The 16,728-nt window shown below is 65.6% G+C and carries 19 protein-coding genes; 10 read left to right on the top strand and 9 right to left on the bottom strand.

Going from position 1 to position 16,728, the window contains the following annotated elements; genetic code table 11:
- Positions 1–36 precede the first annotated feature (36 nt).
- Positions 37–876, top strand: a complete 840-nt coding sequence (locus A5750_RS17770) for a DUF559 domain-containing protein (RefSeq protein WP_066955271.1) — start codon at positions 37–39, stop codon at positions 874–876.
- A gap of 60 nt (positions 877–936) precedes the next feature.
- On the opposite strand, the gene A5750_RS17765 is transcribed toward A5750_RS17770, so the two are convergent.
- Complete coding sequence (locus A5750_RS17765; RefSeq protein WP_067264556.1) at positions 937–1,797, bottom strand: MaoC/PaaZ C-terminal domain-containing protein; 861 nt, start codon at positions 1,795–1,797, stop codon at positions 937–939.
- A gap of 1 nt (position 1,798) precedes the next feature.
- A complete protein-coding gene (gene kstD, locus A5750_RS17760; RefSeq protein WP_066955970.1) occupies positions 1,799–3,481 on the bottom strand; it encodes a 3-oxosteroid 1-dehydrogenase in 1,683 nt (560 codons plus the stop codon).
- A gap of 72 nt (positions 3,482–3,553) precedes the next feature.
- Between kstD and A5750_RS17755 the strand changes: the two genes are divergently transcribed.
- From A5750_RS17755 to A5750_RS17725, 7 genes are all read left to right on the top strand, one after another.
- A complete protein-coding gene (locus A5750_RS17755) occupies positions 3,554–4,339 on the top strand; it encodes a 2-keto-4-pentenoate hydratase (protein WP_067264553.1) in 786 nt (261 codons plus the stop codon).
- A gap of 52 nt (positions 4,340–4,391) precedes the next feature.
- Positions 4,392–5,324 (top strand): acetaldehyde dehydrogenase (acetylating), encoded by a 933-nt coding sequence (locus A5750_RS17750; RefSeq protein ID WP_067264551.1) that lies wholly within the window; start codon positions 4,392–4,394, stop codon positions 5,322–5,324.
- Entirely contained in the window at positions 5,321–6,379 is a 1,059-nt protein-coding gene (dmpG, locus tag A5750_RS17745) for a 4-hydroxy-2-oxovalerate aldolase (protein ID WP_067264548.1), read from the top strand. The genes A5750_RS17750 and dmpG overlap by 4 nt, the downstream gene beginning before the upstream one ends.
- 65 nt (positions 6,380–6,444) lie before the next feature.
- Positions 6,445–6,756: a hypothetical protein gene (locus tag A5750_RS17740; RefSeq protein WP_066955255.1), complete on the top strand. Its 312-nt coding sequence runs from the start codon at positions 6,445–6,447 to the stop codon at positions 6,754–6,756.
- An 87-nt stretch (positions 6,757–6,843) separates the two neighbouring features.
- Positions 6,844–7,983, top strand: coding sequence for a hypothetical protein (locus A5750_RS17735; protein ID WP_067264545.1), 1,140 nt, complete (start codon positions 6,844–6,846; stop codon positions 7,981–7,983).
- Between the two features lie 2 nt (positions 7,984–7,985).
- The gene (locus A5750_RS17730; protein ID WP_066955249.1) at positions 7,986–8,768 is read left to right on the top strand and encodes an SDR family oxidoreductase; all 783 of its coding nucleotides are present in this window, start codon (positions 7,986–7,988) and stop codon (positions 8,766–8,768) included.
- Positions 8,768–9,913 carry a sulfotransferase gene (locus tag A5750_RS17725; protein ID WP_066955246.1) on the top strand — a complete coding sequence of 382 codons (1,146 nt, stop codon included), beginning with the start codon at positions 8,768–8,770 and terminating at the stop codon, positions 9,911–9,913. Before A5750_RS17730 ends, A5750_RS17725 begins: the two co-directional genes overlap by 1 nt.
- Before the next feature lies 1 nt (position 9,914).
- On the opposite strand, the gene A5750_RS17720 is transcribed toward A5750_RS17725, so the two are convergent.
- The gene (locus tag A5750_RS17720) at positions 9,915–10,205 is read right to left on the bottom strand and encodes a hypothetical protein (RefSeq protein ID WP_231989240.1); all 291 of its coding nucleotides are present in this window, start codon (positions 10,203–10,205) and stop codon (positions 9,915–9,917) included.
- Positions 10,206–10,311: 106 nt separating this feature from the next.
- On the opposite strand from A5750_RS17720, the gene A5750_RS17715 reads away from it, so the two are divergent.
- Positions 10,312–10,884 (top strand): TetR/AcrR family transcriptional regulator, encoded by a 573-nt coding sequence (locus A5750_RS17715; protein WP_066955243.1) that lies wholly within the window; start codon positions 10,312–10,314, stop codon positions 10,882–10,884.
- 1 nt (position 10,885) lies between these two features.
- On the opposite strand, the gene A5750_RS17710 is transcribed toward A5750_RS17715, so the two are convergent.
- Positions 10,886–11,338, bottom strand: coding sequence for a hypothetical protein (locus tag A5750_RS17710; protein WP_066955240.1), 453 nt, complete (start codon positions 11,336–11,338; stop codon positions 10,886–10,888).
- A gap of 5 nt (positions 11,339–11,343) precedes the next feature.
- The gene (locus tag A5750_RS17705) at positions 11,344–12,501 is read right to left on the bottom strand and encodes a Rieske 2Fe-2S domain-containing protein (protein WP_066955237.1); all 1,158 of its coding nucleotides are present in this window, start codon (positions 12,499–12,501) and stop codon (positions 11,344–11,346) included.
- Between the two features lie 126 nt (positions 12,502–12,627).
- Here A5750_RS17705 and A5750_RS17700 point away from each other — a divergent pair, with 126 nt between their 5' ends.
- Positions 12,628–13,152 (top strand): gamma carbonic anhydrase family protein, encoded by a 525-nt coding sequence (locus A5750_RS17700; RefSeq protein WP_066955234.1) that lies wholly within the window; start codon positions 12,628–12,630, stop codon positions 13,150–13,152.
- 30 nt (positions 13,153–13,182) lie between these two features.
- Here A5750_RS17700 and A5750_RS17695 read toward each other — a convergent pair whose 3' ends face one another.
- The 4 genes from A5750_RS17695 to A5750_RS17680 all read right to left on the bottom strand — a co-directional run bounded on the left by A5750_RS17695 (position 13,183) and on the right by A5750_RS17680 (position 16,726).
- Positions 13,183–13,965, bottom strand: a complete 783-nt coding sequence (locus A5750_RS17695; RefSeq protein WP_067264542.1) for an alpha/beta hydrolase — start codon at positions 13,963–13,965, stop codon at positions 13,183–13,185.
- An 87-nt stretch (positions 13,966–14,052) separates the two neighbouring features.
- Positions 14,053–14,466, bottom strand: a complete 414-nt coding sequence (locus A5750_RS17690) for a nuclear transport factor 2 family protein (protein ID WP_066955228.1) — start codon at positions 14,464–14,466, stop codon at positions 14,053–14,055.
- Positions 14,463–15,662 carry a thiolase domain-containing protein gene (locus A5750_RS17685; protein ID WP_066955225.1) on the bottom strand — a complete coding sequence of 400 codons (1,200 nt, stop codon included), beginning with the start codon at positions 15,660–15,662 and terminating at the stop codon, positions 14,463–14,465. Before A5750_RS17685 ends, A5750_RS17690 begins: the two co-directional genes overlap by 4 nt.
- Positions 15,662–16,726 (bottom strand): thiolase domain-containing protein, encoded by a 1,065-nt coding sequence (locus A5750_RS17680; RefSeq protein ID WP_066955222.1) that lies wholly within the window; start codon positions 16,724–16,726, stop codon positions 15,662–15,664. Before A5750_RS17680 ends, A5750_RS17685 begins: the two co-directional genes overlap by 1 nt.
- Positions 16,727–16,728 lie beyond the last annotated feature (2 nt).

The following is a 16,728-nucleotide window of genomic DNA, read 5'->3' as shown; positions in this document are numbered from 1 at the left end:
AGTGACGCCCCGCGTGACTCGTGCGACGCTGCCGTCGTGGGTGAGCCTTTCCTTGGCAGTGAGGCCGTTGCTCGAGGAGCATTGACCCGAGGTCAGCTAAGCACTGGCTATACCCGGCTCTTCCGAGATGTGTACGTCAGTCGGGATTCAGACGTTACCGCCGCGCTACGCGCGAGGGCCGGATGGTTGTGGACTGGGCGACAGGGCGTGGTCGCCGGGTTCTCCGCGGCGGCACTGCACGGGAGCAAATGGGTCGATGGGGCGACGGTCGTGGACCTCATTCACGACAACCGCCACCGTCAGGCTGGGATCAGAGCTCATGGAGACCGTATCGACGAAGACGAAATTGTCGTCTTAGGGGGGATCGCGGTGACTTCGGCGGCCAGGACGGCTCTGGACCTCGGTTGTTGGTATTCGACCACGGCGGCGGTTGCCGGCATCGACGCGTTGGCTCGCGCAACGCGAATCAAAACGGCCGATGTCGAGCTGCTCGCGGACCGGTACTCGGGCCGTCGAGGCATCGTACAGGCAAGGGAGGCAATAGCTCTCTTCGACAGTGGGGCGCAGTCTCCGAAGGAGTCTTGGCTGCGCGTTGTGCTAGTCCAGGCCGGATTACCGCCACCTGTGACGCAGATCCCGGTCACAGATGACTTCGGGGACCTGGTGGCTTATCTCGACATGGGCTGGGAGGAAATAAAAGTTGCGGTCGAGTATGACGGTGAGCAACACCGCAGCGATCGTCGGCAATACACCTGGGACGTCCGGCGACTGGAAACGCTCGAGCGGCTTGGGTGGATCGTCATCCGGGTGCTGGCAGGGGACCGGCCAGCCGAAATTATCCGCCGAGTGCGCGCGGCTCGTGCCCGTCGAGTGTGAACGTAGTTTCACGCTCGAAGCCGAACGTGCAACTAACTTCACGTTCGGTGGAAAAGAAACTTACGCCGGCACCAGCTCTACGCCGCTCAAAACCACGGCGTTGTCGCGGGCAGGGGCGACGACGCTGGCCAGCAGCCGCCCGTCCTCCTTCCAGATGCCGACATTGAGCGTCTCGCCGGGGAACGCCACACCGGCGAAGCGTGCGCCGTAGGCGGCCACAGCGCCGGCGTCGCCGTCCAGCAGCGTGTCGACGATGGCCTTGCACGTCATGCCGTACGTGCACAGGCCGTGCAGGATCGGCTGCGAAAAGCCAGCTGCCGCAGCGAATTCCGGGTCGGAGTGCAGCGGGTTACGGTCCCCGCAGAGCCGGTACAGCAGCGCTTGCTGCGGCAGGATCGGCACCGCCACCTCGACATCGGGCGCCCGGTCCGGCGCCGCGTCCGAGGTGGACGGCCCGCGCTCGCCGCCGAATCCGCCTTCGCCACGGGCGAAAATGGACCGCCGCTGGGTCCACAGCAGCGTGCCGTCGGGCGCGCTGACCGTCGTCTCACTCCAGATCACCGCGGCCTTGCCCTTGTCCCAGATGTCCGTGAACCGGGTGACGGCGCGAGCAGATCCCGAGGGCGGCAGCGGCCCGGGCACCTCCACCCGCTCGCTGGCGTGCAGCACCTTGCCCAGCTCGATGTCGATGCCGGGGAATTGCACGGTCGGCGGCTTGGTCATGTGAAAGGACGCCGCCACGTTGCCGAACGTCGGCAGGACCTGCGGTGTGTCGTCAACGAGATAGCGCAGTTCGCGCGGGTCCATCGGATCCTTACCGGCCCCCAACGCCAAGTGGTAGAGCTGCACATCGCTGCTTGTCCAAGCGAATTCGATGGGGTCCAGCTCGGCGGCCAGCGCGACGTCTACATCGATAGGCATATCAGTTTTCCCCCGCGATGTGCAGTGCGGCCAAGTAACCGAAGGTCATCGCCGGGCCAATCGTGCCGCCCGGACCCGGGTAGGTGTGACCCATCACCGGGGCACTGACATTGCCGGCGGCGTACAGGCCTTCGATGATCGAACCGTCGTCGCGCAGCGCACGGCCGTGGACGTCGGTGCGGACGCCGCCCTTCGTGCCCAGATCTCCTGGCACCATCTTGGCGGCGTAGTACGGCGCGTGGGTGAGCTCGCCGAGGTTGGGGTTGGGCTTGTTGGTCGGGTCGCCGTAGTAGCGGTCGTACGCGCTCTCGCCGCGGTGGTAATCCTCGTCGACACCAGACCGGGCGAAGCCGTTGAATCGCTGCACGGTAGCCAGAAACTCGGCCGCCGGAAGGCCTGCCTTTTGGGCGAGCTCCTCGAGCGTGTCCGCCTGGATGATGACCCCGGACTCCAGCCACTTGCGGGGAATGCGTTGTCCCGGCTGCAATCCCGCGAAGATATAGCGGTCGCGGTATTGCTGGTCGAACACCAGCCACGCCGGAATGTTCTCGCCCGGCCCCGACCCCTGGCCGAATTCGCCACCGTACATGTGGTGGCAGGCCTCGACGTAGGGCATCGACTCGTTCATGAACCGCTTGCCCGACATGTTCACGATGATCGATCCCGGCGAATTGCGTTCCGACAACGCGAACCACGGTGCGCCCACCAGCGGGACCGTCGGGCCCCACCAGGCGTCTTCCATCAGTTCCAGTGCGGCACCCAGCTTTTCGGCGGCCACAATGCCGTCGCCGGTATTGGCCTTGGCGCCCACGGTCCACTCCGTGGTGATCGGTGCGCGCTGGTACTTCACCCGCATCTGTTCGTTGTGCTCGAAGCCGCCGGAGGCGAGGATCACGGCACGTCGGGCCCGGATGAGGCGCGGCTCCGATGATTCGGATGCGCCACTATCGCGGACGTAGACCCCGCGCACCACGCCGTCCTCGACGTACAGGTCGGTCAGCGCGGTGTTGAGCAACACCGGGACGCCCGCCCGCTGGAGCCCGATCCGCAGCGGGCCGATCAACGCCCGGCCCATGCCGACGAGGTTCTTACCGGTCGCCTTCGCCCACATGGTGCGGGCGCCGACCTTCAGGCTGCGCAACACGCCCCGGGGGTGTCGCTTGAGCTGGTTCAGCCGCACGTAGTCCTGTTGCATCACAACCACGTTGAGCGGCACCTTGCCGTATGCCGGCTCCAGCCCGGCCTCGTCGGGTCCGAGCTTGCGGGCGTCGAACGGCTTCGGCTCGATCGAGCGGCCTTCCGCGCGACCGCCCGGCGCCTCCGGGTAATAGTCGGAGTAGCGCGGAACCCAGCACATCTTCAGCGGCGTGTGCTTCAGCACGAACGACAGCATCTCGGGTCCGCGGTCGAGGTAGGTGTCGATGCGCTCCGGCTCGACGACGTTGCCGACGATCCCGTGCAGGTAGGTCCGGGCCGCCTCGGGATTGTCGCGGACGCCGTCGCGCTTGAGCACCTCGTTGTTGGGGATCCACACGCCACCACCAGAGCGGGCGGTGGAGCCGCCAAAGTGCGCAGCCTTCTCGATGACTACTGTGGATAGGCCCCGGTGAGCGGCGGTAAGGGCAGCCACCATGCCGGCTCCGCCGCTTCCGACCACGACGACGTCGAGCTCCTGTGCTGTCATGTAGAACACGTTATAGAATTGCCCAGGCCGGGCGCTACTGGGCCGGTCACACGGACGAGGGGACTTCTGCAGATGCTCAGTGTTGCGATGCGAGACGAGCTTGCTGCCGACTTGGCGCAGGCTGAGCGGAGCCGCGAGCCGATCGCGCCGCTGACTGCCGCCTACCCCGACATCGACGTCGTCGACGCCTACGAAATCCAGCTGATCAACATCCGTCAGCGGGTCGCCGAGGGAGCCCGGGTGCTGGGCCACAAGGTGGGCCTGTCGTCGAAGGCGATCCAGCAGATGATGGGGGTCGACGAGCCGGACTACGGGCATTTGCTGGACGAGATGGAATTGTCCGAGGACACGCCGGTCAAGGCGAACCGCTACCTGTGGCCGAGGGTCGAGGTCGAGGTCGGTTTCATCCTGAACGCCGACCTGCCGGGAGCCAGCTGCACCGAGGATGACGTGCTGGCGGCCACCGAGGCGCTGGTCCCCTCGATCGAGTTGATCGATACCAGGATCACCGACTGGAAGATCGAGTTGTGCGACACCATCGCCGACAACGCCTCGTCCGCGGGCTTCGTTCTCGGCAAGGCGCGCGTCTCGCCGCGCGACGTCGACTTGAAGGGCATCGAAGCCGTGTTGCGCTGCAACGGCGAGGTGGTCGCGGAGGGCCGCACCGACGCGGTGCTGGGCAACCCGGTCACCGCGGTGGCTTGGCTGGCCCGCAAGGTGGAGGGCTTCGGCGTGCGGCTGCGCAAAGGCGACCTGGTGCTTCCCGGATCGTGCACGCGAGCGATCGACGCGCACGCCGGCGACCAGTTTGTGGCCGACTTCACGGGCCTGGGTTCCGTTCAGTTGTCGTTCGAATAGTCTCGAATTAAATCGTCGGACTTAAATATCGAGAGCTTCGCAAAGGAGCGTCATGCCGACTAAGGCGAATGTGGCCATTGTCGGGTCGGGAAACATCAGCACCGACCTGCTCTACAAACTGCTGCGGTCGGACTGGCTGGAGCCGCGCTGGATGGTGGGCATCGACCCGGAAAGCGAAGGCCTGGCGCGGGCCCGCAAGCTGGGCCTGGAGACCACGCACGAAGGGGTGGACTGGCTGCTTGCCCAGTCCGAGAAGCCCGACCTGGTGTTCGAGGCGACCAGCGCCTACGTGCACCGGGAGGCGGCGCCGAAGTATGAGGCCGCGGGAATCCGGGCGATCGACCTGACGCCGGCCGCGGTGGGCCCCGCGGTCATCCCGCCGGCCAACCTCCGCCAACATCTGGATGCTCCGAACGTCAACATGATCACCTGCGGGGGACAGGCGACCATTCCGATCGTGTACGCGGTCAGTCGCGCGTTGGTCGACCACGGCGGCGTGCCGTACGCCGAGATCGTGGCGTCGGTGGCGTCGGTCTCCGCGGGGCCGGGCACCCGGGCCAACATCGACGAGTTCACCAAGACCACCAGCAAGGGTGTGGAGACGATCGGCGGAGCCAAGCGCGGCAAGGCGATCATCATCCTCAATCCCGCCGACCCGCCGATGATCATGCGCGACACCATCTTCTGCGCCATCCCCGAAGACGCCGACCGGGACGCGATCGCCAAATCCATCCACGATGTCGTGGCCGAGGTGCAGACCTACGTGCCGGGGTATCGGCTGCTCAACGAGCCGCAGTTCGACGAGCCGTCGATGAACTCCGGTGGCCAGGCGGTCGTCACGACGTTCGTCGAGGTCGAGGGCGCCGGCGATTACCTGCCCCCGTATGCGGGCAACCTGGACATCATGACCGCCGCGGCCACCAAGGTCGGCGAGGAGATCGCCAAGGAGTCCCTATCCGCAACGGCGCCGGGAGCGCAGGCATGAGTACCGACATTTTCTTCAACCCGATCTGGGACGTGCGGTTGACCGACACGTCGCTGCGCGACGGCTCCCACCACAAGCGCCACCAGTTCACCAAAGAAGAGGTGGGCGCCATCGTGGCGGCCCTGGACGCCGCGGGTGTGCCGGTCATCGAGGTCACCCACGGCGACGGGCTGGGCGGGTCGAGCTTCAATTACGGGTTCTCCAAGACGCCCGAGCAGGAGCTGATCAAGCTGGCTGCCGAAACGGCCAAGGAAGCCAAGATCGCCTTTTTGATGCTGCCCGGCGTGGGCACCAAGGAGGACATCAAGGAAGCCCAGAACAACGGCGGCTCGATCTGCCGGATCGCCACCCACTGCACCGAGGCCGACGTGTCGATTCAGCACTTCGGCCTGGCCCGCGAGCTGGGGCTGGAAACCGTCGGGTTCCTGATGATGTCGCACACGATTCCGCCGGAGAAGCTGGCCGCCCAGGCCCGCATCATGGCCGACGCCGGCTGCCAGTGCGTCTACGTGGTCGACTCGGCCGGGGCGCTGGTTCTCGAGGGGGTGCGCGACCGCGTCGCGGCGCTGGTCGCCGAACTCGGTGACGACGCCCAGGTCGGCTTCCACGGCCACGAGAACCTCGGGCTCGGCGTGGCGAACTCGGTGGAGGCCGTGCGGGCCGGCGCCAAGCAGATCGACGGCTCGTGCCGCCGGTTCGGCGCCGGCGCGGGCAACGCGCCCGTCGAGGCGCTCATTGGGGTGTTCGACAAGATCGGCGTCAAGACCGGGATCGACTTCTTCGACATCGCCGACGCCGCCGAAGAGGTGGTCGCCCCGGCCATGCCCGCCGAGTGCCTGCTGGACCGCAACGCGCTGATCATGGGCTACTCCGGGGTGTACTCGAGCTTCCTCAAGCACGCCATCCGCCAGTCCGAGCGCTATGGCGTGCCCGCCCACCAGCTGCTGCACCGTGCGGGCCAGCGCAAGCTCATTGGCGGCCAGGAAGACCAACTCATCGACATCGCGCTGGAAATCAAGCGCGAACAAGAGAGCGGTGCCGCGACCTCGCGCTGACAGTTTCTCCCTGAGCGACGGCAACGCACAGGCTACGCAAAGCTGCCGCGAGTACGCTGGCGCGCATGAGCACATCCAACACAGTCGGCGCTCGCCGCCGTGGGCTGTACGGCCTGCTCGCCGGGGGGCTGATGACCGCTACCGCCGCCGCGGTGATCGCCGTGCCACTGGCGGGCACAGTCAACGCGGCTCCCCAGTGCAATCAGACCGTCGGTAATTCCATCGACTCGTACCTGAAGCAGCATCCCCAGCTCCATCAGCAGTTGCAGGCCAAGTCTGAGGCGGAGGGCGGCAACGGCAACGTCATGGACTACCTGAATCGGCATCCCGACGTGCGGCAGCATCTGATCGACCTGTCGCAGCAGTGCGCACCCTAGCGAGTCGGCCTCGTCTTTGAACGTGCGGCCGACGCGCGGGAACGTTCGCCATTGACGAAAAAGTAGAACACGTTCTAGCGTCTAGGCGTGTCCGAAGATTCTTTTTCACGCCCGCTCACCGCCGCGATCGCCGAAGCCGAGAAACTGGTCGTCGATGCGCCCTTCATCGAGACCGAGGCAGACCTGCTCGAAGGGCTGCAGTACCTGTCGGGCTGCGTCTCGGCCTGCGTACACCTGGCCTTCGACTACGACCGGGACCACCCGTTCCTGCAGTCGGGCACCGGCCCGTTCACCAAGATGGGTCTGGACAATCCCGACACCCTCTACTTCGGGACCCGGGTGCGCGCCAATCATGACTACGTCGTCACGGGCCGGCGCGGCACTACGACTGACCTGAGCTTCCAGCTGCTCGGTGGTGAATACACCGACGACAACGTGCCGGCCAGCCAGGCTGCATTCGACGACCGCGAGCTCGAGATCGCGGCCGACGGCAGCTTCGAGTGGCGGGTGCGGCCCACCAGCAATGGGCAGCTGGTCATCCGCGAGGTCTACGGCGACTGGTCGGCACAGCGCGGGACGCTGGCCATTTCCCGGCTGGACACCGCGGGCACCGCCCCGCCGCCGCTGACCCGCGAAACCATCGAAAAGCGTTATGTCACAGCCGGAAAGCAGCTCGTCAACCGGGTGAAGACCTGGCTGCAATTTCCGCAGTGGTTTTATCTCGACCTTCCGGTCAACACGATGGTCGCGCCCCGGCTGACGCCGGGCGGCTTGGCGACGCAGTATTCGTCGGTGGGCCACTACGACCTGCGGCCCGATCAGGCCCTGGTGATCACCATCCCGGTCTCCGACGCGCCCTATCTCGGCTTCCAGCTGGGCAGCCTGTGGTACATCTCGCTGGACTACATCAACCATCAGACGTCGCTGAACAACACTCAGGCGCAAGCGGATCCGGATGGAAAGGTGCGCATCGTCGTGTCCGACCAGAACCCGGGCGTGACCAACTGGGTGGAGACGCTGAACCATCGGCGGGGCTTTTTGCAGTTCCGTTGGCAGCGGGTGTCCCGTCAGCTCACCGAGGCCGACGGCCCGACCGTGGAATTGGTCGACTTCGACGCCGTACCGGCCACGTTGCCGTACTTCGAGCACAACAAGATCTCCGACGACGAATGGCGCGCGCGAATAGCGCTGCGTCAACAACAAATTGCGGCCAGGATGCTGGGGTGACGATGTCAGGATTGCTCAAGGACAAGGTCGTCGTCATCAGTGGCGTCGGACCGGGGCTCGGTACCACCCTGGCGAACCGGTGTTCCCAGGACGGCGCAGACCTGGTGTTGGCGGCGCGGACCGTGGAGCGGCTGGAAAGCGTCGCCAAGCAGATCAATGACACCGGGAACAAGGCGTTGGCGGTGCGTGCCGACATCACCGACGACGACGAGGTCAACTATCTCGTCGAGACCACTATGGCGACCTACGGTAAGGTCGACGTGCTGATCAACAACGCGTTCCGGGTGCCGTCCATGAAGCCGTTGGCCGGCACCAGCTTTCAGCACATCCGTGACGCGATCGAGCTCAGCGCGCTCGGCGCGTTGCGGCTCATCCAAGCTTTCACGCCCGCGCTGGAGTCCTCACACGGATCGATCGTCAACGTCAACTCCATGGTGCTACGGCACTCCCAAGCCAAATACGGCGCCTACAAGATGGCCAAGTCGGCGCTGCTGTCCATGTCGCAATCCCTGGCCACCGAGCTGGGTGAAAAGGGGATCCGCGTCAATTCCGTTGCCCCCGGCTATATCTGGGGTGAAACATTGCAGGCTTATTTCGAGCACCAGGCCGGCAAGTACGGCACCACGGCGGACCAGATCTACGCGGCCACCGCGGCGAACTCCGACCTGAAGCGCCTGCCGACCGAAGACGAAGTCGCCTCGGCGATCCTTTTCCTGGCCAGCGATCTGTCCAGCGGCATCACCGGGCAGACCCTGGACGTCAACTGCGGGGAGTACCACAACTGATGACCGATCGCACCGATATCGGCACCGTCGACGAACTGCACGCGTCGGCCACCAAGCTGACCGGCCTCGACGACTTCGGCGCCGACGACGACAACTATCTCGAAGCGCTGGAGGTCCTGCTGGACTCCTACCGGCGCGAAGCCGGCCTAACCGTGTTGGGCAGCAAGATGAATCGGTTCTTCTTACGCGGCGCGCTGGTGGCCAGGTTGCTTTCCGAGGCTTCGTGGAAGCAGTATCCGCAGCACGCCGACGTGGTGATCGAACGCCCGATCTTCGTCACCGGCCTGGTGCGCACCGGCACCACCGCGCTGCACCGCCTGCTCGGCGCCGACCCCGCTCATCAGGGCCTGCACATGTGGCTGGCCGAATTCCCACAGCCGCGTCCACCGCGCGAAACCTGGGATTCGCACCCGCTTTACCGCCAACTCGACGCGCAATTCAACCAGCACCATCGCGACAACCCCGGCTACACCGGCCTGCATTTCATGGCCGCATACGAACTGGAGGAGTGCTGGCAGCTGCTTCGGCAATCGCTGCATTCGGTTTCCTACGAGACGTTGGCGCACGTGCCCACCTACGCGCAGTGGCTGTCAGAGCAGGACTGGACGCCGTCCTACCAGCGGCACCGCAAGAACCTCCAGCTGATCGGACTGAACGACGCCGAAAAGCGTTGGGTGCTGAAAAATCCCAGCCATCTGTTTGCGTTGGACGCCTTGATGGCGACCTATCCCGACGCGCTGGTGATTCAGACGCATCGGCCGGTCGAGACGATCATGGCTTCGATGTGCTCGCTTGCCCAGCACACCGCGGAGGGATGGTCGACATCGTTCGACGGAGCTCAAATCGGGGCTGACGCAATGGATACCTGGTCGCGTGGACTGGAGCGCTTCAACACCGCCCGCGCCAAGTACTCGCCGGCACAGTTCTATGACGTTGACTACAAGGAACTGATCGCCGATCCGATCGGCACGGTGGCCGACATCTACCGGCACTTCGGTTTGTCGCTGACCGAGGAGGCGCGGGCGGCGATGGAAAAGGCGCACGCGGACAGCCAGTCCGGCGAGCGGGCGCCGAAACACCGCTACTCGCTGGCCGATTACGGGCTGACCGTCGAAACCGTCAAGGAGCGGTTCGCCGGGCTGTAGATCAGTCGCCGATCATGCGCGGCCCTAACCACACACCGTCTGCAGGCCCGATGGCGCCGGCCCGCTCGCGCGCCGAGGCAAGGTCCGGCGATGCCGCGAACTGTCTTGCGGCACCGACATTGTCCATATCCATGACCACTATGACGGTGCTGGAGTCGTCGGCGTCGATGTAGGTTCCCGTCACCACGAGGCCATGGCGGCGCCGAATTGCGTCGAGTTTCGGATCGCGAAACACAGCGTTCCATCGGTCGACGCTGGCGACTCGCTGTTTGACAAGCATGATTCCGGCCATGGCAGCCTCCGCTCTCTCCGTTATGTCTACACACGTAGACATAACGCCCAGCCTAGCGGTGCCGCGGCAGTTATGTCTACAGTTGTAGACCGAGGGAAGGAGTGACATGAACACCGTGACGCCCCGGCGCCGCGACGCGGGCGCTACCCGCAACCGCCTGCTCGAAGCCGCTCGCGAGCTCTTTCTGGCCAGGGGATATAGCGCCATCGGTCTACGCGAGGTGGCGGCGAAGGCCGGTGTGGACGTCACTTTGGTTCGCCGCTATTTCGGTTCTAAGGAGCGCCTTTTCGCGGAAGCAACGGACGTTTCGGAGAATGTAGAGGAGATCCTGGGCGCCTCCGACGAGGCGCTGGCGGAGCTGTTGATTGCCCGCGTCCTGCACGCCCGCCGCGACGTCGATGCGCCGTTGTTTGCGCTCTTGCGGTCCAGCGGCGACCCCTCGGTGGTGGCGCGCCTCAATGCCCAGCTCGACAAGGGCCTTACGCGCAACCTGGCGAAGCGGATAACCGCGGATCGGCCCCGGATTCGCGCGGACATGGTCACGGCCCTGCTGTTGGGCATTGGCGTGCAGCGCGTCCTATTGGAGAAGAACCCGATGGCCAGCGCTCGCGACGGCGACATCGCAACGGTATTCCTCGAGGCGTTCGAGGCGATCACCAAACTGCGCCAAGGGCAGTGATTCAGTCAGCGTCCGGATCGGCCGGCTCGCCTAGATAGCCCTCCGCGACGGCGTGCTCGATGCTGTCGCTCAGTTTGGGGCACGACCGGGTGCGTGCGGTATCGCCACCGGAGCTACGCACCTCGGCGAAGTGCGCGCAGCGCTGCCAGGCTTCGGTGTTCCATTGAACGGCGGTGTGGCCCGGGCCCAGCCTTCGGACGGTAACCGTGACGTGACAGAACCGGCAGTCCACCGGAAGCAACCCCGAACTGAGGTAGCGTTCTCGGTCGGCGCGGCTGGCCTCGGCGACGGCGGCGGCGCGCTGCGGATCGTTGGCGAAATCCCTTGACTTCGACCAAGATCCGCCATTGCTTTCGGAACTGACCGGTCGCTCGTCGTGATCGTGGTGATCGCCGTGCAGCAACAACATCGACCGAGCGAGCCGATCGACGTCAGGAACCTGATCACCGGGCATATCGGTCAGTGTTGCTCCGCAGGAACGTCTTCGGTCTCTTTGGTCTTCAGGTTCTCTTCGACCTCGGCGTTCCAGTACTCGTTGGCGCGCGTGGTGTCCACCTCGATCTCGAAGCGTTCCACCATCTCCGGCTGGATGTCGGCAACGTCGACATAGAACTGCTGATACCAGCGACGCAGCTGATAAACCGCGCCGTCCTCCTCGACCAGCAGCGGGTTGTCGATGCGGGTCTTGTGCTTCCAGATTTCGACGTCCTGAAGGAAGCCCTTGCTGACGCCTTCGGTGAACACTCGCGACAGCTTCTCGGTCATCTTTTCGTCCATGCCCTTGGGCTTTTCGACGATGACGCCCCACTGCAGCACGAACGAGTTCTGGGTCACCGGGTAGTGGCAGTTGATCAGGATCGACTCGGCCTTGTATCCGCCGTAGCTGTTGTGCAGCCAGTTGATCATGAAGGACGGCCCGAAATAGGACGCCTCCGAGTCAAGGTGCGCCTCACCGTACGAGGTGCCCAGGTCGTTGACGTCCGGCCGCCCCACGTTGTGCAGATACTGCGACGCGATATGGCCCTCGAAAACGTTCTTGAAGTACGTCGGCAAACCGAAGTGGATGTAGAAGAAGTGCGCCATGTCGGTGACGTTGTCGATGATGTCGCGGCAGTTCGAGCCCTCGATAAGGATCCGGTTCCACCGCCATTCGGTCCACTCGTCGCTGGCTGCTTCCGGAATGTCGGGAATCCGCACCGCGGGGTCCGGCGGGTTCTGCTCGTGGTCGTGCCAGACGAACAGCAGGCCGCCGCGCACATCGGTCGTCCACGAGCGGGTGCGCGCCGTCTTGGGTGTGCGCTTGGCGTACGGCACCAGTTTGCAGCGCCCATCACCGCCCCAGCGCCAGTCGTGGAACGGGCATGCCACCTCGTCGCCCTTGATGGTGCCCTCCGAGAGGTCGCCACCCATGTGCCGGCAGTAACCGTCCAGCACCTTCAGGTCCCCACTTGAGTCGGCGAACACCACGAGCTTGGTACCGAACGCCTCGACGGAGTGCGGCTTACCGTCCTGGAAATCCTTCGCTACGCCCAGGCAATGCCAGCCCCGGGCGTACCTCGTCGGCAACGCGCCGGGATCGATTTCCCGGATGCCGACCGCTTTGGTGTCGGTACTCACCAGTCACCTCCAACTCACGACCCCTCTAACTAGAACACGTTACAGTTTTGCGGCGGTGGCGCGCAACGATGGCGAATCTGGCTGGGCTTTCCCGCGGCGTGTGCGCGCTCGGGGTATATCTAGACGATGCCGCTGTTTGCTTTCGAGGGGCGGGCGCCGCGGGTGGATCCCACCGCGTTCGTGGCCCCGACCGCCACCCTGATCGGCGACGTTGTCGTCGAGGCCGGCGCCTCGGTGTGGTTCAACACCGTTCTGCGCGGCGATTACGGGCCCATCGTGGTGCGGGAGGGCGCGAACGTGCAGGACGGGTCCGTGCTGCACGCTCCGCCGGGCATTCCGGTCGACATCGGCCCCGGCGCCACGGTGGCGCACATGTGCTGCATTCATGGGGTGCACGTCGGATCCGAGGCCTTGATCGCCAACCACGCCACCGTTCTCGACGGTGCGGTGATCGGCGCACGCAGCCTGATCGCGGCCCACTCGCTGGTGACGGCCGGCACCCAGATTCCGGCCGGCATGCTGGCGGTCGGTGCACCGGCGCAGATCAAGGGCCCGGTCGCCGGGACGGGCGCCGAGATGTGGGTCAAGGTGAATCCGCAGGCCTATCGCGAGCTGGCTCAGCGGCACCTGGCCGGGCTCGAGCCGCTCTAGACCTTCCCGGCTGACGCGGCCGCCAACGCGTCAGACACCGGCGAAAAGGCGATGCGTCGCGATCCAATCGTCGATGAGGCCCATGGTGGCGGGTAGCGCCGCTCCGGAAAACACCATGTGGTCAGACCCCGGAATCTGCACGTAACTCGCGTTGGCAAACCGGTCCGCCGCCCGGCGCGCCAGGCGCGGCGGCATGATGCGGTCGCGGGCGCCACTGATGACGAGCACGGGTCCCGTGACGGTGCCGAAATCCACTCTTGCGGCCCTATTCCGGTCCAGCCACGGCATCGCCAGTTCGAAAAACAGCACCCGCCCGGATTCGCAGACCAGGTCGTCGAACACCTCGCGAGCCGCTTCGTCGGTCTGTGCGCTCGCGATCCCTCGCCGAAACCGTTGCCACGCCGGGGGATAGACGGCCCTGGCCCATGGCCGTGGCTTACGGGCGTGCGGCAGCGCGATGCCGATCGTCGTTGCGTTCGGACCCGAGGGCCCCACTGACGACGGGCAGGCGGCGACGACGCCGGCATGTGCCGTCCGTGCCGCGACCAGCTGAACCAACAGGCCCCCCAACGAGTGCCCGACCAGGAGCGGCGGGGAATCCAACGATGCGACCAGCGCGACGAGATCGTCTGTGTAGTCGCGGATGCTCAACGACGCGATCCTGGCCGCACCGTCGTGCAGGGGCAATTCATGATGACGCAATGTCGGCGTGTGCACCGTGAAGCCACGTTCCGCAAAAGCCGCCCGGGCGGGTGCCCACTGCTCCCCGCGGCTCCATGAGCCATGCACGAGAACGGCGTGCTTGTCGGGCATGAAGATAGCCTGCCAGCAGATGGGGCCGACGATCGGCAGAATCGGAGCAGCGAGGGAAGCACTAACGTGCGATGCTCGCCCCCCGACCTAGCTGGTTACCTTCTTCAACGTGGCTGTCGCCCGGTCCATCTCCCAGTACGCACGCAGGGCGGTCATCTTGCCCTCGTCGTCGGCCTTGTACGTGAACACGCCTTCGGCGGTCACCTGGTAGTCACCATGGGTGATGAGGATGTGCCCGATGTTGGCTTCCTCGTTGCCGCATTGGTAGGTGTCGCGGAAGACGAACTCGATTTTGGTGGTGGGGGCGATGGCCTTGTCCCAGAAAGCCGAGATCGCGTCGCGGCCCCGGTGGCCCTTGCCCTCCGGGTCGAAGGCCGACGGTCCGATCGGGTCCTCCACAATGGCGTCGTCGGCGAACACCGCCAGCCATGCCTCTTTGTCCCTGGCTATGACCGCCTCGCGCGAGCGCCGACCGGCCTCGTGCGCCGGGTGTTCGCTCACGAGCCGACTTTCTCAGGCGTCGGCTTGTCCGCACCGACCACCCACATGGAGTAGTACTGCGAGCCGCCGCCATAGGCGTGCCCCAAGGCCTTGCGCGCGCCCTGAACCTGGTGATCCCCACCTTTGCCCATCACCTGAATCGCTGCCTCGGCGAACCGAATCAGGCCGGAGGCGCCGATCGGGTTCGAAGACAGCACACCGCCGGACGGGTTGACCGGCAGCCGTCCGCCGATCGCCGTCTCGCCGGCTTCGGTGAGTTTCCAGCCCTCGCCCTCGGGCGCAAACCCGAGGTTTTCCAACCACATCGGCTCGAACCACGAGAACGGCACGTAGATTTCCGCGGCATCGATCTCGTCGATCGGGCTGGTAATGCCCGCCGCCTTCCACAGCGCGGCGGCCGCGTCACGCCCGGCCTGCGGGCTGACCTGGTCGCGGCCCGAGAACTGCAGCGGTTCGGTGCGCAGCGCGGTGGCATGGATCCATGCCACCGGTTGTCCTTGCGCCAGGCGGGCTTCGGCGGCCTCCTCATTGCCGATCACGACCGCGGCGGCGCCGTCCGACGACGGACAGGTCTCGTCGTAACGGATGGGATCCCACAGCATCGGCGACTGCATCACCTTCTCCAGGGTGATGTCGGGCTGGTGCAGGTGGGCCAGCGGGTTGCGGGCCCCGTTGAGCCGGTCCTTGACCGCGACCATGGCGCCGATGTTGAGCGGTGCGCCCGATCGGCGGATGTACGACCGCACGTGTGGGGCGAAATAACCGCCCGCCCCGGCGCCGACCGGCTTGATGAAGGGGATCGGAATCGACAACGCCCACATCGCGTTTGACTCGGACTGCTTTTCCCAGGCCATCGCCAGCACACGCCGGTACTTGCCCGATTGGACGAGGCTGGCGGCCACCACCCCGGTGGACCCGCCGACCGAACCTGCGGTGTGCACCCGGATCAGCGGCTTGCCGGTGGCTCCCATGGCGTCGGCCATGAACAGCTCGGGCATCATGACGCCTTCGAAGAAGTCGGGAGCCTTGCCGACGACCACGGCGTCGATGTCGTCGAAGGTGGAGCCGGAGTCGGCCAGCGCGCGGTCGATCGCTTCGCGCACCAGCCCGTTCATCGAGACATCTTGTCGCTTCGCGACGTACTTCGTTTGTCCGGTACCGAGTACCGCGGCGAGGTTCGGCCCTGCACCGGCCATCAGTTCATTCCTTCCATGACCGCGACCAGGTTCTGTTGCAACGCCGGCCCGCTGGTGGCGTGCGCGAGCACCCGCTCGGCCGACCCATTCCAGATGTGTTGCGCCGCAAAGCCGACGCGCTCAAGGCCCGCGACGAACATGGGGTTGGCGGCCAGCGCGCCGCCCGACGGATTGACTTTCGTCGGCCCCGGTATCCGGATGGCATCCGCGATGATCAGGTGCTGGTGGGTGAAGGGAGCGCAGATCTCCGCAACGTCGAGGTTGTCGGTTCTGCCGCCGGTGGCCACTTGGGCCGCCACCTTGGTGGACACGGATTCGGTGAGGTCGCGCGCACCCAGCGAGGGCGTCTCGATGCGGTGCTCGATTCCGGTTATCCAGGCCGGGTTTTCGCGTAGTTCGCGCGCACGATCACCCGCCGCGAGCACGATGGCGGCGGCGCCGTCAGTGATCGGCGCGATGTCGTGGCGCCGCAGGGGCTCGGCGAAGAACGGCCGCTCGAGCAGTTCGGCCACGCTGATCGCCGGCTCCACAGAGTCCACCCGCCGGGCATTCTCGAAGGAGTCGAATGCTACGCGCGCCATCTGCTCTTCGCTCCACTTGCCGTTCTCGAGCCCGATGCGGGCCTGGAGCCCCGCCATCGACACGGAGTCGGGCCACAGCGGCGCGACGGTGTAGGGGTCGGTCTGCCGCGACAGGATCTGCCGCAGAATCCCGGCCGAGGACTTGCCGAATCCGTAGACCAGCGCGGTGTCCACCTCCCCGGTCAGCAGCTTGATGTACGCCTCGTAGAGCGCCCAGGCCGCGTCCATCTCGACATGCGACTCGTTGATCGGCGGGACGGCGCCGATCGAGTCAATTGCCGAGATGAACGAGAACGCCCGTCCCGCAAGGTAATCGGACGAACCCGAGCACCAGAAGCCGATGTCGGCCTGGGTGATTCCGAGGTCCTCGTAAAGCTGGGCGAAGCACGGCATCAACATCTCGACGCCATTGGTGGTGCCGTCGGTGCGGCGGACATGCGGCGCGTGGGCAAAGCCGACCACCGCAACGTTGCGAGCGCTCATTT

Source organism: Mycobacterium sp. 852002-51613_SCH5001154 (assembly GCF_001667425.1).
GTDB lineage: Bacteria > Actinomycetota > Actinomycetes > Mycobacteriales > Mycobacteriaceae > Mycobacterium.
This window is presented reverse-complemented; position numbering and strand designations above follow the sequence as displayed.